This is a genomic window from Desulfovibrio sp. 86 (assembly GCF_902702915.1).
In the GTDB taxonomy this organism is placed as follows: Bacteria; Desulfobacterota; Desulfovibrionia; order Desulfovibrionales; family Desulfovibrionaceae; genus Desulfovibrio.
The window spans coordinates 1,140,887-1,161,442 of sequence record NZ_LR738849.1 but is presented as its reverse complement, the minus strand read 5'-3'; the positions used below and the strand labels follow the sequence as shown (position 1 = coordinate 1,161,442).

Sequence of the window (20,556 nt, the reverse complement as noted above, 5' to 3'; positions counted from 1 at the left end):
AAACTCTTGCCGCAACACAGTGTGGCCGCACGCTGATTTGTTCCTGGCAAAAAGACGGTGAATCGTCAGCATGTTGTAACCATGGTCATGGCAGATATTGCCGTGAACGAGGAAAGTATGAGTCCCGCCAGCATAGCCTATGTGCAACTGGGCAGCGCCATTCTGCTTGAGGTGCTGGCCACGGCCTTTCTCAAGCAGTCCAACGGCATGATCCGCATTGTGCCCTCGGCGGCCGCGCTGGCCGGTTATGGCGTTTCTTTCTACCTGCTGGCCCAGGTGCTCAAAGTTGTGCCCATGGGCATCTCCTACGGCATCTGGAGCGGAATCGGCATTGTGCTTGTTTCCGTCATGGGCCTCGCCCTGTTCGGACAAACGCTGGACATGGCCGCCTGCCTTGGCCTTGGCCTCATTGTGGCGGGAGTGCTGGTCATACATTTTTTTTCAGGGTCCATGCCGCATTAGGTCGAGCGGCGGCAACAGGCCGCAAACACATATTTTTTCTGGCATGCCGGAAAAAGAGTCCGGCGTTTCCAATGCCGGAGCGCTATTGACAGTTTTTGACGGGCAGGCTATGACCTGTCCTCTTAAAGGTTTTAGTTCAGAGTAATATCCAATATGGAGAGAAAGAATGCCCACTATTAACCAGCTTATCCGCATTGAGCGGAAGGCCGTGCTGAAACGCAAGAAGACCCCCGCCCTGCAGGCCTGCCCGCAGCGTCGTGGCGTTTGCACCCGCGTTTACACCACCACCCCTAAAAAGCCTAACTCCGCTCTGCGTAAGGTCGCCCGTGTGCGCCTGACCAACGGCATTGAAGTGACGGCTTACATCCCCGGTGAAGGCCACAACCTTCAGGAACACTCTGTCGTCATCATCCGTGGCGGCCGTGTAAAAGACTTGCCCGGCGTGCGTTACCACATCGTGCGCGGCACCCTGGATACCTCCGGTGTGGCCGATCGTCGCAAGAGCCGTTCCAAGTATGGCGCCAAGCGCCCCAAATAAGGTTTTATCATTTGTACGGCGTGCGCCATGCGGCGCGCCAGGCTGCCCGTTATTGCGGAGCGCCGGCGCGTTGCGGGGTTGGTGACGCCGAAACCCGCATGAAGGAGAAACCCCATGCCCCGTAAAGGTCCTGTTCCCAAAAGGGAAGTGCTGCCCGATCCGATTTATTCCAGCCGTCTCGTCACCAAGGTCGTGAACCGGCTCATGTATGACGGCAAAAAGGGCGCCGCTGAAAAGATTTTCTACAGCGCTTTGGAAACCCTGGCCGAAAAGACCAGCGAAGATCCCATGCGCGCCTTTGAAAAGGCTCTGGATAATGTGAAGCCCCACATGGAAGTCAAGGCTCGCCGCGTTGGCGGCGCGACGTACCAGGTGCCTATGGAAGTGCGCCCCGAACGCCAGGTTTCCCTGTCCATTCGCTGGCTTATCAACTACGCTCGTTCCCGCGGAGAAAAAGGCATGACCGCCAAGCTTTCCGCTGAACTGCTGGATGCTTTCAATGGGCGCGGTGGCGCGGTGAAAAAACGCGAAGATACCCACCGCATGGCTGATGCCAACAAGGCCTTCTCGCATTACCGCTGGTAAGAGGCCGTCCCGATTTTCTCATGAATGTATCCCGACGCCGCATCCGTAAGGAAGCGGCGTCGGTTTTGCACCACACCGCATCCGCAGTATGGAGGAAAACCCTGTGTCCCGCACCGTTCCTGTAAACAAACAGCGCAATATTGGCATCATGGCTCATATTGACGCCGGCAAAACGACCACCACCGAGCGCATTCTATTTTATACCGGCGTTAACCATAAGATTGGCGAAACGCACGAAGGCCAGGCCACCATGGACTGGATGGAGCAGGAACAGGAGCGTGGCATCACCATTACCTCCGCTGCCACCACTTGCTTCTGGAAAGACTGCCGCATCAACATCATCGACACCCCAGGCCACGTGGACTTCACCATTGAAGTTGAACGCTCCCTGCGCGTGCTTGACGGCGCGGTCTGCGTGTTCGACGCCGTCGCCGGTGTTGAGCCCCAGTCTGAAACCGTGTGGCGTCAGGCCGACCGTTATCACGTGCCCCGCATCTGCTTTGTGAACAAGATGGACCGCATCGGCGCCAACTTCTTCCGCTGCGTTGGCATGATTCACGACCGCCTGGGCGCCAAGGCCGTGCCCCTGCAGCTGCCCATCGGCGCTGAAGACAAATTTGAAGGCGTTGTGGACCTCGTGGCCGGCAAGGCCATCCGCTTTGACAAGAGCACCAAGGGCGCCGAGTTCCTCATTGAGGACGTGCCCGCCGACATGATGGAACTTTACGAAGAAAAGCATCATGAAATGGTGGAAGCCGTCGCTGAAGAAGACGAGGTCCTGCTCGAAAAGTACCTGAGCGGTGAAACCCTGACGGAAGAGGAAATCATGTCCTGCATCCGTAAGGCCACCATTGCCCGCAGCATCGTGCCCGTCATGTGTGGTTCGGCTTTCCGCAACATGGGCGTGCAGCCCCTGCTCGACGCCGTTGTGGAATACCTGCCTTCGCCCGTGGACATCCCGCCCATGCCCGGCCACGTGCCCGGCAAGGAAGACGAAATCATCGAATGCAGCTGCAACGACAAGGAACCCCTTGCCGGTCTTGTGTTCAAGCTTTTCTCTGACCCCTTCATCGGTCACCTTTCCTTCTTCCGCATTTATTCCGGCTACCTTGAATCCGGCATGACCGTGTACAACGCCAACACCACCAAGCGCGAGCGCATCGGCCGCATCCTCAAGATGCACGCCAACAAGCGCGAAGACGTGAAATGGGCTGGCGCTGGCGATATCGTGGCTCTGGTGGGCCTTAAAAACGCCTCCACCGGCGACACCCTGTGCGACGAAAAGCGCCCGGTCATTCTGGAATCGCTGAACATTCCCGAGCCGGTCATTGAAGTGGCCATCGAGCCCAAGACCAAGCCCGACCGCGACGCTCTTTCCGCCGCCCTCAATAAGCTGGCCAAGGAAGACCCCTCGTTCCGCGTCAAGGGCGACGAAGAAACCAACCAGACCCTTATCGCCGGCATGGGCGAACTGCATCTGGAAATCATCGTTGACCGCCTGACCCGCGAATTCGGCGTCAACGCCAACGTGGGCAAGCCCCAGGTCGCCTACCGCGAAACCATTTCCAAGCCCGCCAAGACCGACCTCAAGCACGCCAAGCAGTCTGGCGGTCGCGGCCAGTACGGCCACGTCGTCATCGAGGTCGAACCCAACCCGGGCAAGGGGTATGAGTTCATCAACGGCATCACCGGCGGCGTTATTCCCAAGGAATACATCCCCGCTGTGGACAAGGGCATCGCCGACGCCCTGAAGTCCGGCGTCATGGCCGGCTTCCCCGTGGTGGACGTGAAGGTCAAGCTGGTCTTCGGTTCCTACCACGAAGTGGACTCTTCGGAACAGGCCTTCTACGTGGCTGGCTCCATGGCCATCAAGGACGCCATGCACAAGGCCGGTCCCGTGCTGCTTGAGCCCATCATGGACGTGGAAGTGGTGACCCCCGAGGAATACCTCGGCGACGTCATGGGCGACCTCAACGGCCGCCGTGGCCGCGTGCAGAGCATGGAAGCCCGCGCTGGCGGCGCGCAGAGCGTGCGCGCCCAGGTGCCGCTGTCCTCCATGTTCGGCTATGCCACTGACCTGCGTTCGCGCACTCAGGGCCGCGCCACCTTCACCATGCAGTTCGACCATTACGAAAAGGTGCCCCAGGCCATTTCTGACGAAATTCAGAAGAGCAGAACATAGGCATCAGACGGGTCGGCGTTGCAAAACGCCGACCCGCACCCTTCATGCCAGGGGCGGCCTTGCCGCCTGATGGCAGCTGAAGACAGGGGAAGGACATCTGGCGAACAGGCGAGATTCCTTCCCCTTGGTTTTGGGCAGCACCGTATGCGGCAAAACGCCGATGGACGTCACAAACACGTTGATCACTGGCATGTTCAGTGCAAAAATGCTCACCTAGGCGGGCGGCTTGCGCATGCCCGCATACTGGAACAGACGTCAGGGCAATTTCAGCGTGAAATTGCTTTCAACATGTACCTTGCTTCCGCAAGCCCGGCACTGCGCGCGGTGCTACCTGCGGACGACATACTTTCAGGAGAGCGCCATGCAGAATGATTTGCCCAAGGGGTTCAGGGCAGGGGCCGCGGCAGCCGGGTTCAAGAAAGTCGGTCGTGACGACCTTGGTCTCATTGTTTCCGACACTCCCGCTGTACTGGCAGGCATGTTTACCCAGAACCTTTTCAAGGCCGCGCCGGTACTGGTTTGCCAGGAAATTCTGACCCGTTCGGGCACGGCGCGCGCTGTGCTTGCCAACGCTGGTCAGGCCAATGCCTGCACCGGCGATGAAGGGCTTGCCAACTGCCGCGCGACCCAGGCCATGGTGGCCGGGCTGACGGGCCTTGATGCCGACGCGATCCTGCCGCTGTCCACCGGTGTGGTGGGCGCGCATCTCAAGATGGACCTCTGGCTTGACGCCGTGCCTGCTCTCGTGAAAAGCCTGGGCACGCGCGATGCCGAGGGTTTTACCCGCTCCTTTATGACTACCGACGCCTTCCCCAAATTCGCCACGCGCGAAGTGACGCTTACGGGAGGCACGGTGCGCCTGGCGGTCATGGCCAAGGGCGCTGGCATGATCTGCCCCAATATGGCCACCATGCTCTGCGTCGCCCTCACTGACGCGCGGGTGGAGCGCAAGCCCTGGCAGACCATGTTCGGCCGCGCGGTGGGCAAGACGTTCAACCGCGTGAGCGTTGACGGCGACACCTCCACCAACGACACCATTCTCGGCCTTGCCAACGGCGCTTCCGGCGTAACCGCCGCCAGCGCGGCGGATATGGGCCTGCTTGAAGAAGCGCTTACCGCCATTCTGGCCCAGGTATCCTACATGCTGGTCAAGGACGGTGAAGGCGCGCATAAGGTTATCCATATCACGGTGACAGGCGCTGCCAATGATGCCGACGCGGAACTGGTGGCCCGCAGCGTGGGACATTCTCAGCTGGTAAAAACCGCCATTTACGGCGGCGACGCCAACTGGGGGCGTATAGTGACGGCGGTGGGGTACAGTGGCGCAAAGTTCGACCCGGCCAAGGTCAGCATGAAGCTCTGCGGTATCGAGCGCTTCCAGAAGGGCTGCCCGGTGAATGACGATCAGGAAGACGCGCTGGCCGAACTGCTTAAGGGCAAGGACGTGCAGGTGGACATTGAACTTGGCAACGGCAATGGCTCATACAGCTTCAAGGCCTCGGATCTTGGGCATGAGTACGTGACGCTGAACTCGGACTACCGCTCCTAGGGAAACGCTGATTTATTCCGTTTGGCGGCGTTGCTTCACTTTTTTTGAAACAGTCGAGGACAGAAGAGTCCACTCCTGCTTCAAAAAAAGATCGCGCCTTGCCAAACGAAATAACTGCACGTTTCCCGGAAGTTCTTTACTCAGGGCTTTCCTAGGGCATTTTGCTTTTGAAACACTCCTTGTTTCAACGCATCATTCTGGCGAAAAGCGTGGTTTGCGCCAGAATCCACGCCACTTCGTGGCGGCTGCCGCCTTCGCGTCAGCAGAGCAATTTCAAGCGGCAGCCGTTAGGCGACGAAGAAGCTTTACGGATGGCGGCAGCATCGCCAGTGAAATTGCTCTAGGGGAACGCTGATTTATTCCGTTTGGCGGCGTTGCTTGACTTTTTTTGAAACAGTCGGGGACAGAAGAGTCCACTCCTGCTTCAAAAAAAGATCGCGCCTTGCCAAACGAAATACCAGCGCGTTTCCCGGAGGCTCTTTACTCAGGGCTTTTCTAGGGCATCAGCCGAATAATGCGATTTCCGGCTGAATCCACACCACGTTGTGGCGCGCTGCACTTTCGTGCCGCGTTAGAGCATGTACACTTTTTCAAAGTCAAAATGCTCTAAATTCCCGTCCCAATCAGAAAAGCCGTTGTACTCTACCAAACTACCATAAGATTTTTGGGGCGTGGGGGAGGAGACCCTTTTGCAAAAGGGTCCCTCCCCCACAAATTTTTCCCCAATAAAATTGCTCCACCGCCCGCAGGGCAGATTATGCGGAAGGTCGCCTGGTTTTGGTGATGCAGGCTTTCAGCGAGCTGGGTCTTCCGGCAAGCCACAGCGCGCCCTGCATCAGAAGGACGGGCACGAGCAGCAGGGCGCTGAAAAGGTGGCAGAATTTTATGGCCGTATAGGCACGCCCAAAAAGGGCCACATCGGGCAGGTTATGCAGCATGAGGCCCAGGCCCGAGAGGGACAGCAAGACCAACAGAACCGTGCGGATGGCTCCGCAGCGTGTGAAGGAAAACTCCTTTCTGCCCCCGCACCACCAGATAATGACGGCATATGTGCCGAGCATGAGCAGTACGGCCGCCGCGTAGTAGTGCCATATGGTCGTGCGCGCGTCCGTCTGCACGAGGCCGTAGCGAACGGCAAAGGGCAGATGCGACAGTCCGGAACACACGGCGGTCAGAAGGGCTGTTGTCCAGAAAAAGCAGAATATGCCTGAAAACAGTTGCGTGGGTTTATTTTGTGACCGCATCATGATTTCCGCCCCTTGAGTCTGTCGCGTAAAAGCCGCAACGAAGCCAGGGCCGCTCCTGCCAAAGGCGCTGCCAGTACAATGTCCACAAGGCTGTTTTCTTTTTCCATGCTGGCTCCGGCCGGGCGCAGGCTGGGTCTGCCAAAACTCACCTGTTCCTGTTGCAGCATGGCGGCCTCGATATCACGGAAGGGGATGGACGAAACGTAAATGGTATTGGTGCCGCCATTTTCTCTGAGCCCGAAAAGCTCGCCCTTTTTTTGTTCGGCCATTTCCTGCGCATGGGCAACCATTTTGTCCCTGATGCCGAAACTCTGGGCTCCGGCTGGACAGGCGGCAACACAGGCGGGAGGCTGGCCCTGGGCCAGCAGGTCATGGCAGAAGTCGCACTTGAAAACCAGGCCGTAGCCCATATAGCGGGGAGCAAACTTGAGGTACGGCCCAACTCCTGACTGCCGCTGGGGAATCAGCCAGGGGCAGGCCCTCTGGCAGGGACCGTCGCCAAAACAGATATTTTCATCAATGTAGGCAGCGCCCTGGGGGGTTTGGCGGGCCGCGCCCGATGGGCACAGGCTCACGCACTGCGGGTTCAGGCAATGCAGGCACCGGCGGGGCATGAAAACCCGGCGAACGCCGCCAGCGGCGGGCAGGGTGCAGGTCTGGATGTATATCCAGTTGTAGGGCGTCAGACGGTTGTTTATGTGCTGGCGCGTTGACCAGTCGCTGATGGGCACCCAGGAGGGCACCGGTTGGGGGATGGGGTATTTGGGCACGGGCAGGCGCGAAAGGTTGCGGCCACGGCAGGCTGCAACACAGGCCCCGCAGCCTGTGCATTTGTCCACATCAATGACGGTGCAGCAGTCCACACCGTCGGACGACAAGCGCAACGACATGGCCTGCGCGGGTTTGGGCCCGGCCAGCGCCAGTGTGGCAGCAGCGCCAGCGGAGGTCAGCCCCTTGAGAAGCTTTCTGCGTTGTAGAAAATGATCACTTGGCATGAAATCACCTGAAGTTTCTTACCCTTGAGGATGCGGACGCGCAAGTTCACAGGCATACGCCACGAAGATTCACATGTGATGCGCGGAGGCGCTGGTCGCAAATGGTTTGGCGGAAGCTGCGGTATCAAAAAGGCATGAGTGGCGGCGACAGTTTTATGGGCAGCAGCATCATTGCCCGCGGGCCGTCAGGTGGTTTTTCCCGCATACCGTTCAATCCCTTGCGCACGAGCCAGATTGCAAGGTACGCGCTGGCGAAGGCTCACGTCAATGCAAGGCGGATGATTCCGGCTAAAAAATGCCATGGTTGCCTGGAAAGTTTATACGTCTTGCCTGCGTGCGCGAGGTGAAAAGCAGATGCAGTGGTCCGCTGCCCAAGCGGCTGTGCCGGTGTGCCGCGCGCAGGCGCGCGCGTCACTCTCCTGCAGCCCTGGGCGAGCCTTTTTTCAAAGGTGCAATGCTTTGGGGGGGCGACTTACGAAGTGCCCGTGGTTTCGGCCTGCGGCGGTTCGTCAGTGGGGTTTTCAAAGGGCGCCGGGGGCCGCCACCGCCAGAACAGGGCCAGCAGGGGAATGAGGCCCGCAGCTTCGGCAAGCTCGCGCGGAGCGATTGTGCTGATGCCCCACCACAGGGCCACGCTTGAGGCGGCGGTGGCCAGCATGAGCAGCCACTGCCCAGGGCTCATGGGTCGGGTTGTCCACTGGAAAAAACCCACGGTGAGGATGGCGACCCATACCTTGGTAATGGTCAGGGAAAGGGCCGCGCCATCCAAAGGGTTGGCCGAGATAAGCGTCAGACAGCAGACAATGTTGAGCAGGAGCCCGCTGACATAGAAGAGCAGCAGCAGGCGGTGACGGCGCATGCCGATCATGGCATAGGCGGCGAGGTTGTGCAGAAAGGCCGTGGCCAGGCAGGGGGTCAGCAGTTGTTGGGCGCGAACCGCGCTTTCATAGTTGGGGCCGTAAACGAGGGGTAAAAACCTGTCGCTTTCAACGCAGATAAGAAAAATGACGGGCAGGGATGCCGCCCACAGGGAGCGCGCCGTCTGTCCGGCAAGCTGACGGAAGGCGTTTTTGTCCTGTTGCCAGAACTTGGCCAGCAGCGGAAAGATGACCTTGCCGAGCAGGGCGCTGGACACCAGAACCGACAGGCCTTCCACCGTCTCCCAGGCCACGCCGTAGCCGCCCACATCGGCGTTGCCGCCGTACTGCTTGAGAAAAATGACGTTGATCTTGTTGTAAAACATGGCGCAGGCCGCCATGCAGGTGAAGATGAGGCCGTGCTTCATCTGCCGGGCAAGATCAAGCATGCCCTCCCGTCCCACGCCCGCAAGGGGGTTGCGCCCCAGGGCGGCAAGGGCGAACACGATGCACAATACGGATTCAATGGGTTTGTACAGGGCAATGAGTATGGGCGGCGCGCCCATGACCACGCAGGTGATGCCAAAGCCGATGCCGATGAGCGCCGAAGGCACGCGGATGCGCATTTCCACGTCCTGACGGCCCCGGGCCTGGCACAGCGCGAAAAAGGAGTCGCTGACGCCGTCAAGCCCAAGCCCGGCGGCGATGCATAGCACGATAAGGCGCAGTTCCGGGCCGTAGTTCTGCCAGCCGGTGACCAGCCAGGTCACGGCCAGAGCCAGCACCAGCACCGTGAGCTTGAGCCAGGTTACTTCGCCCAGCAGGGCGCGGGGGCGGCCTTCACGCCGCGCAAAGGTGGACAGCAAAAAATCATTGAGGCCAACGTCGGCAATGGTTTTCACCAGATAGCCGAAGGTAAGGGCCAGAACCACCTGGCCCATGATGTCGGGGCTGCGGCGGGCCAGCAAGATGGTAAAGGCCGCCCATGCCAGGTCGCGCGTCCATTGCGCGCCCAGAATGTAGCCGAGCCTGCGGGGAATGCTCTTGAGCTTCATGTGGGAGCTTTACCTGCTGCCCCCGAAACGCACAACAGCCTTGAAGCCGGGCTTGAGTTCCAAATCCGGGTTGGGCACGGTGATTTCCACAGTGTAATATGAGGGATTGGCAACGCTCATGTCATTGGAAACCCAAGATATTTCAGTTACCTTGCCCGTAAAGGCCTTGTTGCCAAGAGAGGGAATTTCCACGGCGACGCTGTCGCCTTCCGCAATGCCGCTGACCTCGGCTTCATACACTGGCACCTGGATAAGCACGGGATTAAGCTGCCCCACCTTGATGGGAGCGCTGCCGGCGGAAAGCAGGGTGCCGGGGTTGAGCGTGGCGTCCAGGGACAATACATAGCCCTTGAGGGGCGAGGTAAGAGTCAGGGTTTCGGGCAGAATTTCCCCTTCCTGGATTTCCTGTCCGTAGTAGCTGCTCAATTCCTTGAGGCGTATGGTAAAGCTGTTCTCGGCCTTGTTAATGGTGATGCGTGTGAGTTCGATGCGTTTTTGCAGGGAGGTCACGTCCTCTTCAAGACGGCCCGACGCCTGCCGCGAGCCGAGGCCCGAGGCCGCAAGCTGGCGCGCCTTGTTGCGCTGGGCAATGGTTTCCGCCAGCCGGCGCTCAAGATCCAGCACCTGGCTTTTGAGACCCTCCGTGCTGGCGCCTTGCATGACTTCGCGCTGCACGGCGCGTTCCGCATCTTCATGCAGATGGTAGCGCATGAGGGGCGCGCCTTCTTCAACGGCGTCGCCGGGCTTGACCAGCACTGTATCCACCACGGCGTTAAACGGCATGGGGATGGCGCGGATGACCGTGGTCACCACCTTGCCTGTAAGAATGGTGCCGACAGGCTTGGGGGCGTCCGCTGCAAAGGCCGACGCGGCGAGCGTCAGGCCGAGCATAAGGGTCAGTGCAAGGGTCAGTGCGCGGGACAGTGCGAGGCCCGGCGCGCCCGTGCGGGTTGTTCGGGTTGCCCTTGCGGGGCTGGTGCGGGAAAAGCGCGCCATTACAGCACCTCCTTGGCGGGCAGACCGAGGAAACGTTCCTGAAGCGAGGTAGCAAGGTACATCCATTCAAGCTGGGCCAGTTCACAGGCAAGTTCCGCCCGGATAAGAGATATCTGGGCCTGCACCATGGCTTCCTGCCTGTCGGCCACGGCGGGAAGATCCGCGATGCCTTCGTTGAAGGAAATGTGGGCTTCCTTGTATTGCATGGCCGCCGTATCAAAGCGGGTGCGCGCGAGTTTGAGCTCGGTTTCGGCCAGGGCCATGTTCTGTTCGGACTGCAGCCATTTGTTGGAATAGTCCGTGCGCTTGCGGGCCATTTCGTGGAAGGACTGGGCCTTCATCATGCGGGCGGTCTGCACGCCACGGTAGCGGCGGCCCCAGTCCAGCAGAGGAAAGTCGAAGTTCAGGTGCAGGAAGGTGTCTTCACTGCCGCTGGGGGGCTGGTATTGTCCCGGAGGCGGGTAGCTGTTGACGCTGATGCTCATGCTGGGAACATACTGTGCCCAGGCGACCATGATATTGTAATCGCCCAGTTTGATCTGGCCGCGCAGCAGCAGGTCGTCTTCGGTGGTGTTCCAGCGGTCTTCCCACTTGAGGCTGCGCCCGTTGAAGCTCTTGAGGATGTCATCCGCGCTGGCGGTGTCCACATCCAGCCTCTGCTGCGGTTCAACGCCCGCGAGGATTTTCAGCTGGGTAAGCTGCATGGTTTCCTTCATCTTGGTCTGTTCCACCATCAGCTCCAGCTCGCGCTGGTGCTGCATGGCCAGATTGAGGGAAACGCCCTGACGGCCGTCCACGGCTTCCACCTGCTGCCAGTAGGCAATCAGTTCCTTGCCGATGGGCAGCAGGTCTTTTTGCACCTTTACGATTTTTTTCTGCGCCTGCAGTTGCAGGTAGGCCTGGGCAATCTTGTAGATGGCTTCGCCCACGGCCTTGCGGTGCGTGGAAATGGCCAGGTTGACCATGGCCTTTTGCACCTGATGCTCAAAATAGGTGGCCACAGGGTTGGGGAAGGCGGCATAGAAACCCACGGAAAGCTTGGTGCGCCCGTAGTCTCCAGGGGTCTCCTTGTTGTCCAGGTTGTTGCGGGTGAGGTTGTTGCTGACCTGCATGGTCATGCGGGGTTCGGGCAGGTACTTCCAGACGGCGTCGGTAAGAGCCACCCGCTTGATTTCCAGGTTCACAGCGCTGTTGACCAGCAGGGGAGACTGCTGGATGGTCAGGAAGACGCAGTCTTCAAAGGTGAAAATCTTGCTGGGATCGTAGAGGTTGGGCACTGCGGCCTCAAGCTTTCCCTTGTTTTCCACCGGCACGCCGGGCGCTTCTTCCAGCCAGTGTCTGGCGGGCAGTTCCGGGGACTTGAGCCCGGCCTTGTTGGAGGAGCATGCGGAAAAAAACAAGGTCATGACGAGCAGCAGCGGCAGATATGCACGCGCTGAGAGAGTACGTATAATATGCGGCATCAGGCACCCTTTGCAGTCTCGCGCTCGGCGCGTTGGTATAGTCACTATTGCTGTGGCGGAGACGCGCTAAAGCGCAACGGCCCCGGTGTCCCGCCGGTTAAATTCAAGATGATGGATCGTGAGAAAGATGCGGCCCTTTTCGTCGGCGGCCTGGCCGTCAAAGCGCAACAGGGCGGGGTCGGACCAGGAGCGGCGCAGCATTATGCGCCATGGCCCCTTGCCCCTTTCGCCGCCAAAGCGGATGAATCCCGCCCCATGCAAGCGCCAGCGCCCCATGGCGGCGGAAACCGCCCCTGCGTCCATTTCGGCATTGCCGTTACCTCGGGCAATGGCCAACCAGGCGGACTGCACCATTCCTTCCACCACATGGAGGATATCAGCATAGCCTTTATTGGCATCGGGGGCAATGGCTGGATGACAATGCTCCAACCCCGCGACGTATTTGTGATTGGGCAGAACAGTAAAGTCGCGCAGCATGCGCCAGGGTTGGCCAAAACCCAAGGCGTCGTAAAAAATATCAGTATTTACTTTATGTTGTGTTGAGCCCGCTGGCGCGTCTTCACCATGCGCCCACATGGGCGGCACCTGCCCGTTGGCGGCGGCCAGCAGGGTCATGCCCGCTGCCACGGGCGCGTAACGCTCAAGGTGTCTGCCATTGGGCGTGAGTTCTCTTACGTCCAGCGTATTCCGGCACATGCGCGCCATGACGCCGTCCTGCATGAGCCAGGGTTCCGCCTCCACAGTGGCGCGACATTCACGGGTAATGCCCGGCGGCAGCAGCAGGGGATCATAAAAACGCAGGTCCAAAAAGCCGATGACCGTCAGCCAGGGCAACCACAGGCTGGAGGCTTCCAGCAGGGCCTCCAGCGTCCGGCTCGTCGGCAACCAGGGCGTGTCGCCCATGACGTTGCCGGGCTGGCCGCCGTGCAGAGCGAGGTCCGTGTCGGCAAAACGCGAATAGTGGCAGCAGCCCTGAAAAAGAGTGGAGGTGGCCCGGTAGGGCGGCTGCGGATCGGGGAAAACCAGGGGATACAGGCGCGGCCTTTCCTGAATAACAAGCCCCTGCGTCAGGGCGTCGTTCCTGCCCGCATGCCCGCGGGCAGCGGCAGGGGCGGGCCGCAGGCCCGCGCCGGATGCGGCAAAACCGGGCAGTGTTGCGGGGCGCACCCACAATACGTGGCGTGAGGTGCCCCGCAGGAGTTCGCGGGCCATCATGTCGCCCCAATCGTTCAGTCCGGCGCGCAGGCTTTTTTCCAGCAGGCGTATGGTCCGGGTGCCCACGCCGGTCTCTTCCCCTAGCTCGTCAAAGCGCTTTTCCAGTGGGCTGTCGCAGTTCAAATTTTCCAGCGTGGGTTGCAGCAGACTGCACAGGCATGCGTAACGCAGGCCGTGTATCTGGGCAACCCGCATGGCTGCGGCCAGCAGCTTGGGCATGCCGACGGCGGCAAAAGAGGCGGGTGAAAGAAGCGGGGCGGCGTCGTGTTCTTCACTGCCGTAATGGCCAGCAGGCGCAAAGATCAGACCGTCTACCCTGCCTTCGCTTTTTGCCAGGCTTGTCAGGGCTGTGGCGACTTCCTCCGCCAGGGTCTGGGCATCGGAGGCATCCCGTGGAACGCGCGTTTCAAGGTTGAGCGGCACAATGCGCGCGCCAGCCTTGGCCAGCGGCGCGCAGGCCTCAACCTGGCCGCGCGGCACGGCCAGCACGCAGCCCAGCGGCGCGAGGCCGTTCATGAGAGAGGGCAGCAGGGCTGGCTCGAAGAACAGCAGGGCCAGAATGTCTCCCCGGCGGATGGGCAGGCCCTGGCCGCAGGGGTCCAGCGGCAGTGCTTTCGGGAACTGGCCGGAATTTTGTGTTTTTTCTCCGCTTTCGGACTGCGTCGTCCGTTGCAGCGGGGTGAAGCGGCACAGTGGGGCGCAGGCCCGCACAAGCGCTTTCTGACGGGCTTCGGCCTGACGGACGGCCTCGGAGGTATCGGATTTCTTCGCTTCGCCAAGACCGGACGCGCCAAGAATCCGTGCAAGATCGCCCACGGTGGACACTTGCAGCAAGTCTTCAAAATTGACGGTGATGTCCAGCGCCTTTTCCACTTCCTGAATGATGCGCGGAAAACGGCTGGAGCGCAGGGCCAGATCGTAGCGCAGATCGAGGTCGGGCCGCATGTCTTCCACCGGGCGGCCGCTGGCGCGGGCCAGCACGTCCAGCACCACACGCAGGGCTGCCGCTGACGATACGGAGTCGGTGGAACTGGCGGGCTTGGCTGATACGGGAGCGCCGTCAGGCGTGGGGGCAGCGGCGGGAGCCGCCGCAGTCACCACCGCAGGTATTGGCGTGGCTTCCGGCGCTGCCGTGGGGCAGGCCGTGCCGCAGTCGGGACCGCAGTCGGGGCCGCCATCCGGTGAATTCACGGGGACAAGACCGCAGTAGGGCAGCGGCATATGCGCGGCCACAACGGCGTCCTTGCCCTGGCGTATGTCGGCGATGCGGGCGCTGATGGCTTTTTTGCTCAAATGTCCGAGCGCGTACAGGCGCGCGCACGTCTGGCGCATGCCTTCCACTTCCTTGCCCTTGCGCCCGGCGGTCAGGCAGAACGCCCGAGGTTCGTTGTCCTTGGCCAGGCCGCAAAGCGTGTCCTGCGGGCCCATTTCCAGAAAGTGGCGTATGCCGTGTCTGCGCCATGCCGTGTGTACGCATTCGGTCCAGCGAACGGAATTTTCATCCAGATCCGCGATATGGCGGCAGATGGACGGTTGGTCGTGAGGGTAAAAATTCGTGGTGATGCAGCTCATGGTGGGGTGGAGCGGCGCGTGCATTTCAAGCGCATTGAGGCGGCGCAGCGCAAGGTCGCGCAGCATGCGCATGCTTGGGTGGTGGAAGGCCAGGCTCACGTTGAGCATGATGGCCGGTATGCGCCGCTTGCGCAGGCTTTTGCGGGCTTCCATCAGGATTTCGCGCGGCCCGCTCAGGATGAACTGCTGGGGGCTGTTGTAGTTGGAAACATAGAGAGCAGGCCATGTGGCACGTGTTTCGTCGATGATTTCGGCGCTGGCGTGCACGGCCATCATGCCGGTCTCGCGCGTGGCGGCGGACTCCAGTTCGGACATATGCACGGCGCGGGTGTCGATTATGTACCAGGCCACTTCCGGGTCGTAGAAGCCGCTGAGGCACAGGGCAATCAACTCGCCCAGGCTGTGTCCGCAGAACAGCGTGGGCCGCAGGCCGAGAGAGGAAAGGATGCTCCACTGCGCAAACTCAAGCATGAAGAGGTAGGGCGACTGCCAGCGCGTGAGACTGACTTTTTCAATATCCTTTTCATCCATAAGGCCGAGCACATCCCAGTCGGCCACTGCGGCGATGCGGTCCATGGCGGCGCGCGCCACGGGAAAATTGTCGTACAGTTCGCGGCCCATGCCGGGCCATACGGAACCGAGACCGCAGCACATGACGGCAAGGGGCGGGGCCTCGACTTCCGGCGAAAGCCAGACGCCGCGTCCTTCGAGGCGAGCCAGGTCGGCGGCGTCGGGATTGTGCGGCAGGGCAAGCAGCTCTTGCCGCCAAAGCGGATTGGTGCCCCCCATGCGCCACATCAGGCCGTCCTGCGGCAGGTTCGCGTAGCGCACGCCGTCCAGAATAAGCTCTTCCGGCAGGCCATCGCTTTCTGTGGTTCCGGCGGGACTGGCAACAGAACTCAGGCCCGCGCCCGAGGTGAGGGCGCCGGGCTGCCAGAGCGCTGGCGTGTCGTCGGAATGGGGCTGGTCAGACTTTTGCTGCAGGGGGTTTTTGCGGCATATGAGCGTGTCGCAGCATGGAGGCGTGGGGGCAGGCAGGCTCAAAAGCAGCGGCTGGCACTGCAAGGTGAGCGGCCCACCTGCCAGAAAGTCCAGCAAAAGAATGGTGGGCACCCGTCCTGCCTGCGGGCGCATGGGCTGTTCATCACCCAGGGCGCAATCCGCGTCGGAAACGAAGTAATCAGGGCACTGCGGCATGCTCACGCCCATGGTGTCGGTCTGCGGGGCGCTGCCAATCATGCACGGGTAGGTGTTTTTTGCTGCGGCGTCCGTGCCGAGGGCCGTGCGCAGCAGCCTTTCGCATTCCCTGAGGTGCGCGGGCTGAAAAGATTCAAATTGCAGGCGTACAGGCCCGAGCCGCCACAAATTTTGCAGCCCTTCCAGGGCAAGGCTCAGAGACTGGGCCAGAGCCGAAGAGACGGTGGATTCGTTCCAGTGCAGGCTGAGCATGACAGGCCCGGGATTTTCCACAAGCTTGAGCCAGTCAAGGCAGTGCCGCATCAGCGTCTGGGCGCACACCTGACCGGAGGGCGTGTCGGACTCTGCCGGATTTTCTGCGTCGGGACAGGAAAGCGTGATGGCTGGAGGCGACGCCACAAGCAGCCCGTCCTCAATAACGGCGCTGTCTGGCGTGGTGGTTTTGCCTGGCGAAGTGCCGGGTGCTGGAGCAGAGTCTTGCTGCATATATTTGGGGCCTGTGGCGCATGGTTGGTCAAATGGGCCAAGCCATAATGGGGTTTGGTTAAGGGAAGTACGTTAGAGTATATTGGACCTCTTGTCCAGAAGCCGGGCATGAAATAAGCCCTGGCGGCGGTGCGGCGAACAGCGCCAGCCGCATTCAAGGGGGCGTTATAATGGCGAAAGCAGCCCCGGCAGCGTCACAAAGACCAGCTTGTTGGCGACAGGCATTCCGCACTTGCCATAGGTTGACGGTTTAGCTATACTGATTCCTTACAAAGTTGCGCCCTCTGTCCGGCCGCGTGCTGTCGGCTGCGGGGCGGTGCATTTTTTTGGACAAATTTTAAGAGGATACGGCATGAAGAACGACCATTCCTGTCAGGCTGGCCAAGAGGCGGCGTCACCTGCTGCCGCCGCAGAAAGCTCCGCAGGCGGATTCAGCCGCATGCGTTCCAAGCTCGCCTTTGACCGGCTTGTGGAGATGGGAGCCAAGATGGGGATGGAAAATCCTCTTTTTCTCTGCCACGAGCGGGCTGCCAAGGCCACCACGCTCATAGGCGGCAAGGAATACCTGAATTTTTCCACCTACGACTATCTGGACATTAACGCCCATCCGGAAATAACCGAGGCCGTCACCCGCGCTGCCACCGTTTACGGCACGTCGGCCGGAGCCAGCCGCCTTGTGGGCGGCGAGCGTCCGCCCCACCGTGAACTTGAGCGCGCCTTTGCCGACCTGTACGGTGTGGAAGACTGCATTGTCTACGTAAGCGGCCATGCCACCAACGTGTCCACCCTCGGCTTTCTACTCGGTCACCGCGACGCCATCTTTCATGACGGCCTGGCCCACAACTCTCTGGTGCAGGGCGCACGCCTTTCGCACGCCGCGCGTTACTCCTACAATCATAATGATTGCGACGCCCTTGAAGAAATGCTCAAGGCCAAGCGCGCGGAGCACAAGCGGGCCATCATCGTCACCGAGGGCCTGTTCAGTATGGACGGCAATATCCCTGACCTGCCCCGCATCATCCAGCTGAAAAAGCAGTATGACTGCATGTTGCTGGTGGATGAGGCCCATTCGCTGGGCGTGCTTGGCGAGACCGGGCGCGGCGCGCATGAATATTTCGGCATTGACGCCAGCGAAGTGGATATGTGGATGAGCACGCTCTCCAAGTCCATGTGCGGCTGCGGCGGCTTTATTGCTGGCAAGCATGAACTGGTGGAATTTTTGAAGTACGGTTCGCCGGGCTTTGTGTTCAGCGTCGGTATGCCGCCCGTTATCGCCGTGGCCTGTCACAAGGCCCTGGAGATCATGCTGCGCGAACCCGAGCGGGTGCACAAACTGCAAAGAATTTCGCAGTTCTTTGTGCAATATGCCGCCAGCATCGGTCTGGATACGGGCTCGGCTCAGGGCTATGCCGTCGTGCCTGTCATGGTGGGCGATCCCATGGTGGCGGGCTTTTTGTCCAATGCGCTTTTCAAGCGCGGCATCTATGTTATGCCCATCACCTTTCCGGCGGTCAAGGAAGGCACCGACAGGCTGCGCTTCTTCCTTTCCGCCGCTCACACGGAAGACCATATCCGTCAGGCCCTGGACGCGGTGAAGGAAGAAATTCCCAAAGCGCAGGCCATTGTAGAAAAATACAAAAGCGAACACGCCGAAGAAACCCTGGGCGAATAAAAAAAGCATTCCGGGCCGGGCCATCAGGCCCGGCTCTCGTTTATAGCGGAGATCGATATGCCTTTAACCAGCGGCGCTGCCACAGAAGAAGGCGCAACAAGCGGCCGGCAGACCGTGCCGCCAGTTGTTGCCTATGTGCTTCTCTGGTTTCCCCTGTCTTCAGAGACATTTATTTTTCGTGAGGTCGTGCAGCTTCGAAAACGGGGGATGCCCGTATTCGCCTACAGCATGTATGGCGAGAACCTCAAGGGCTGCAGTGAGGAAATGTGCGCCTACGACGGCCCGGTCGGCCGTATGGGCGTCAGGGCCGCAGGCCGGATACTGGGCGCTTTTATGCGCGCCCTGCGCCAGCGGCCCGGCGCCACGTGGAAGCTCATGCGCGAAGGATTTTTTCGCCGTATGCGTAACCTTGAAGCGCTGGGCGAAAATATCTGGTGCTTTCTGGCGGGCTTTCTTCTGGCCGAAAAATGCCGTGAGGATGGTGTGCAGCTTATCCACGCGGGCTGGGCAAACGGCCCGGCCACAGCCGCCTGGGTGGCCTCGCGGGTGACGGGCATTCCTTTTGCCTTTACCGGCCGCGCCGGAGACATCTATCCCGAAGACGGCCTGCTCAAGGAAAAATCGCGCGACGCGCTGTTCATCCGAACCAACAATCGCACCAACGTGCAGTGGCTGCGCGGGTTTTGTCCCCCCGATGCCACAGACAAGGTGCATGCCATCTACAATAGCCTTACCTTCAGTCCGCGCGGCCAGTGCGCCATGCACATGCAGCCCCCCTACCGCCTTCTGGCCGTGGGCCGTTTTGCCCGCACCAAGGGCTTCCCTGATCTGCTCACGGCAATGGCCCGCCTGCGGCGCGAAAATGTGCCCGTGACCCTGACCCTGGTGGGCGACGGCAACTGGCACCGCAAGCTCGTCAAGCTGCGCGATGATCTGGGGCTTACCCAAGCTGTGGACATGCCAGGCTTTATCCCCCATGATAAAATCCGCTGTTTCATGCTGGACCATGATATGCTCATCATGCCCAGCGTAGTGCATACCAACGGCGATCGCGACGGCATCCCCAACGTCATAATGGAAGCGCTTTCGCACCGTATGCCTGTTATTTCCACCGACGTGTGCGGCATAGCCGAGGTGGTCATGGACGGGGAAACCGGCCTGCTGGTTCCGCAACGCGATCCGCGCGCCCTGGCCGACGCGGTGCGCCGCATGGCGGCCGACAGGGATGCTGCCCTGGCCATGGCCGAGGCGGGTCGGGCGCACGTTGAAAAGCTTTTTGATCCCACGCGCAATATCACGGCGGTCTATGACCTGTATGTGGACCAATGCGCCAAGGCTGCCGGTTCTGTAGACGTTGACGAAGCTGCCGTGCCCGCCTCCGGGGGCCCACAGGAAAAAATCTCCGGCCCGGCCTGCGCAGACGCGGAAAAAGAGGAACTATGAGCCGCCCTGTGCTCTATCTTGCCGTCAGTCTGGACGTGGAGGAAGAGGGGCTTTTTGGCGGCCGGTATGCGCGCCGGGGCTTCTCGACGGCCAATACGGCCAGCCTGGCGCGGCTTGCTCCCCTGTGCGAGCGGGGGATACGGCCCACATTGTTCTGCGCGCACTCCGTTCTGGCCGATACGGCTTCCCGTCCTGCGCTGGCGCATCTGCGCGACAGGTATGGGGCGGAAATAGGCGCGCACTTGCATCACTGGAATACCCCCCCCCTGACTTTTGACGGTCCAGCGGCCGATGCCGCGCTGGCCGACAACGCTTCAAGCGTGCCTGCCGCTGACGTGCCCGCGCCGCTCATGGCCGCCAAGCTTGAGAGTCTTATGGCTGTGGGCAGGGAGTTTCAGTCCGCGCCGCTGACGTCGTTTCGCATGGGCCGCTGGGATCTGCACAAAAATCACTGGCCCTTGCTGGCCCAGGCCGGAATACGGGTGGACGCCTCGGTGCGCCCTCTGCACTGCGGGGCTACGCCCCTGGCCGGGCCGGATCATTTCGACGCTCCCGGCAACCCCTACTGGGTGTCTGTCGGACAGGAGCGTATTTTTGAGGTTCCGCTCAGCGTGACGCCCCTTGTGCGCCCATTGCCGGGCCTTGTGCGCCGGGCGGCTCCCGGCTTGCGCCCGGGATTCAAGAACTGGGGCGCGCTGAGTCTGCTGCCCGTGTACCATCCCCTGTGGGCCATGCAGGCGGTTACCAGGCTTTTTGCCGCCAGGGGCGGGCAGGTATTGTCGCTTACCTGGCATTCGTCGGAAATGATGCCGGGCGGCGCGCCCCATCTGCCCGACGCTGCGGCTGTGGACAGGCTCATGAGCAAGATACTGGCCTGGACGGACTGGCTCACATCCCGTTGGGAGGTGCGCTGCCTGACCATGGACCAGTTGCGGGAAACGCTGGGAGCCCAGGCTCCCGACAGTACAGAACTGCCGCGCGGCGGCGCTGCGGGATGCGGCGATTGGACATACCCGCCCCCGGAAGCCCCATAGCTGACATT

Annotated in this window: 14 protein-coding genes; 8 read left to right on the top strand and 6 right to left on the bottom strand. The window is 60.8% G+C overall.

Annotation, left to right across the window (positions count from 1 at the left end):
* The first annotated feature begins 117 nt into the window (after window positions 1–117).
* From DESU86_RS05015 to argJ, 5 genes are all read left to right on the top strand, one after another.
* Window positions 118–462, top strand: coding sequence for an SMR family transporter (locus tag DESU86_RS05015; protein WP_179981722.1), 345 nt, complete (start codon window positions 118–120; stop codon window positions 460–462).
* Window positions 463–628: 166 nt separating this feature from the next.
* The gene (rpsL, locus tag DESU86_RS05010; RefSeq protein ID WP_012625691.1) at window positions 629–1,000 is read left to right on the top strand and encodes a 30S ribosomal protein S12; all 372 of its coding nucleotides are present in this window, start codon (window positions 629–631) and stop codon (window positions 998–1,000) included.
* Between the two features lie 114 nt (window positions 1,001–1,114).
* Entirely contained in the window at window positions 1,115–1,585 is a 471-nt protein-coding gene (rpsG, locus tag DESU86_RS05005; RefSeq protein WP_179980039.1) for a 30S ribosomal protein S7, read from the top strand.
* A gap of 103 nt (window positions 1,586–1,688) precedes the next feature.
* Complete coding sequence (gene fusA / locus DESU86_RS05000) at window positions 1,689–3,767, top strand: elongation factor G (RefSeq protein ID WP_179980038.1); 2,079 nt, start codon at window positions 1,689–1,691, stop codon at window positions 3,765–3,767.
* 361 nt (window positions 3,768–4,128) lie between these two features.
* Window positions 4,129–5,316 (top strand): bifunctional glutamate N-acetyltransferase/amino-acid acetyltransferase ArgJ, encoded by a 1,188-nt coding sequence (argJ, locus tag DESU86_RS04995; RefSeq protein ID WP_179980037.1) that lies wholly within the window; start codon window positions 4,129–4,131, stop codon window positions 5,314–5,316.
* A 755-nt stretch (window positions 5,317–6,071) separates the two neighbouring features.
* On the opposite strand, the gene DESU86_RS04990 is transcribed toward argJ, so the two are convergent.
* The 6 genes from DESU86_RS04990 to DESU86_RS04965 all read right to left on the bottom strand — a co-directional run bounded on the left by DESU86_RS04990 (window position 6,072) and on the right by DESU86_RS04965 (window position 16,399).
* Window positions 6,072–6,563 (bottom strand): FeS-binding protein, encoded by a 492-nt coding sequence (locus tag DESU86_RS04990; protein ID WP_179980036.1) that lies wholly within the window; start codon window positions 6,561–6,563, stop codon window positions 6,072–6,074.
* Window positions 6,560–7,558, bottom strand: coding sequence for a 4Fe-4S dicluster domain-containing protein (locus DESU86_RS04985; protein WP_179980035.1), 999 nt, complete (start codon window positions 7,556–7,558; stop codon window positions 6,560–6,562). The genes DESU86_RS04990 and DESU86_RS04985 overlap by 4 nt, the downstream gene beginning before the upstream one ends.
* 472 nt (window positions 7,559–8,030) lie before the next feature.
* Window positions 8,031–9,470, bottom strand: a complete 1,440-nt coding sequence (locus tag DESU86_RS04980; RefSeq protein WP_179980034.1) for an oligosaccharide flippase family protein — start codon at window positions 9,468–9,470, stop codon at window positions 8,031–8,033.
* A 9-nt stretch (window positions 9,471–9,479) separates the two neighbouring features.
* Window positions 9,480–10,466, bottom strand: coding sequence for an HlyD family secretion protein (locus tag DESU86_RS04975; protein WP_232088270.1), 987 nt, complete (start codon window positions 10,464–10,466; stop codon window positions 9,480–9,482).
* Window positions 10,466–11,929, bottom strand: a complete 1,464-nt coding sequence (locus tag DESU86_RS04970) for a TolC family protein (protein WP_179980033.1) — start codon at window positions 11,927–11,929, stop codon at window positions 10,466–10,468. The genes DESU86_RS04975 and DESU86_RS04970 overlap by 1 nt, the downstream gene beginning before the upstream one ends.
* A 66-nt stretch (window positions 11,930–11,995) precedes the next feature.
* On the bottom strand, window positions 11,996–16,399 hold the full coding sequence (locus DESU86_RS04965) for an acyltransferase domain-containing protein (protein ID WP_179980032.1): 4,404 nt from the start codon (window positions 16,397–16,399) through the stop codon (window positions 11,996–11,998).
* A 352-nt stretch (window positions 16,400–16,751) separates the two neighbouring features.
* On the opposite strand from DESU86_RS04965, the gene DESU86_RS04960 reads away from it, so the two are divergent.
* Genes DESU86_RS04960 through DESU86_RS04950 form a run of 3 tightly spaced genes read left to right on the top strand, consistent with a single transcriptional unit; the run spans window position 16,752 to window position 20,548 of the window.
* Window positions 16,752–18,071 carry an aminotransferase class I/II-fold pyridoxal phosphate-dependent enzyme gene (locus DESU86_RS04960; RefSeq protein WP_179980031.1) on the top strand — a complete coding sequence of 440 codons (1,320 nt, stop codon included), beginning with the start codon at window positions 16,752–16,754 and terminating at the stop codon, window positions 18,069–18,071.
* A gap of 57 nt (window positions 18,072–18,128) precedes the next feature.
* Window positions 18,129–19,514, top strand: a complete 1,386-nt coding sequence (locus DESU86_RS04955; RefSeq protein WP_179980030.1) for a glycosyltransferase family 4 protein — start codon at window positions 18,129–18,131, stop codon at window positions 19,512–19,514.
* On the top strand, window positions 19,511–20,548 hold the full coding sequence (locus DESU86_RS04950; RefSeq protein ID WP_179980029.1) for a glycosyl transferase family 1: 1,038 nt from the start codon (window positions 19,511–19,513) through the stop codon (window positions 20,546–20,548). The genes DESU86_RS04955 and DESU86_RS04950 overlap by 4 nt, the downstream gene beginning before the upstream one ends.
* The last annotated feature ends 8 nt before the right edge of the window (window positions 20,549–20,556 follow it).

What these genes read in the sequence shown, in the direction of transcription:
- DESU86_RS05015 (WP_179981722.1), top strand. Translation starts at nt 118, where the DNA reads ATGAGTCCCGCCAGCATAGCCTATGTGCAACTGGGCAGCGCCATTCTG.
- rpsL (WP_012625691.1), top strand. Translation starts at nt 629, where the DNA reads ATGCCCACTATTAACCAGCTTATCCGCATTGAGCGGAAGGCCGTGCTG.
- DESU86_RS04980 (WP_179980034.1), bottom strand. Translation starts at nt 9,470, where the DNA reads ATGAAGCTCAAGAGCATTCCCCGCAGGCTCGGCTACATTCTGGGCGCG.
- DESU86_RS04990 (WP_179980036.1), bottom strand. Translation starts at nt 6,563, where the DNA reads ATGATGCGGTCACAAAATAAACCCACGCAACTGTTTTCAGGCATATTC.
- DESU86_RS04970 (WP_179980033.1), bottom strand. Translation starts at nt 11,929, where the DNA reads ATGCCGCATATTATACGTACTCTCTCAGCGCGTGCATATCTGCCGCTG.
- DESU86_RS04955 (WP_179980030.1), top strand. Translation starts at nt 18,129, where the DNA reads ATGCCTTTAACCAGCGGCGCTGCCACAGAAGAAGGCGCAACAAGCGGC.
- argJ (WP_179980037.1), top strand. Translation starts at nt 4,129, where the DNA reads ATGCAGAATGATTTGCCCAAGGGGTTCAGGGCAGGGGCCGCGGCAGCC.
- DESU86_RS04985 (WP_179980035.1), bottom strand. Translation starts at nt 7,558, where the DNA reads ATGCCAAGTGATCATTTTCTACAACGCAGAAAGCTTCTCAAGGGGCTG.
- DESU86_RS04960 (WP_179980031.1), top strand. Translation starts at nt 16,752, where the DNA reads ATGAAGAACGACCATTCCTGTCAGGCTGGCCAAGAGGCGGCGTCACCT.
- rpsG (WP_179980039.1), top strand. Translation starts at nt 1,115, where the DNA reads ATGCCCCGTAAAGGTCCTGTTCCCAAAAGGGAAGTGCTGCCCGATCCG.
- DESU86_RS04975 (WP_232088270.1), bottom strand. Translation starts at nt 10,466, where the DNA reads ATGGCGCGCTTTTCCCGCACCAGCCCCGCAAGGGCAACCCGAACAACC.
- DESU86_RS04965 (WP_179980032.1), bottom strand. Translation starts at nt 16,399, where the DNA reads ATGCAGCAAGACTCTGCTCCAGCACCCGGCACTTCGCCAGGCAAAACC.
- DESU86_RS04950 (WP_179980029.1), top strand. Translation starts at nt 19,511, where the DNA reads ATGAGCCGCCCTGTGCTCTATCTTGCCGTCAGTCTGGACGTGGAGGAA.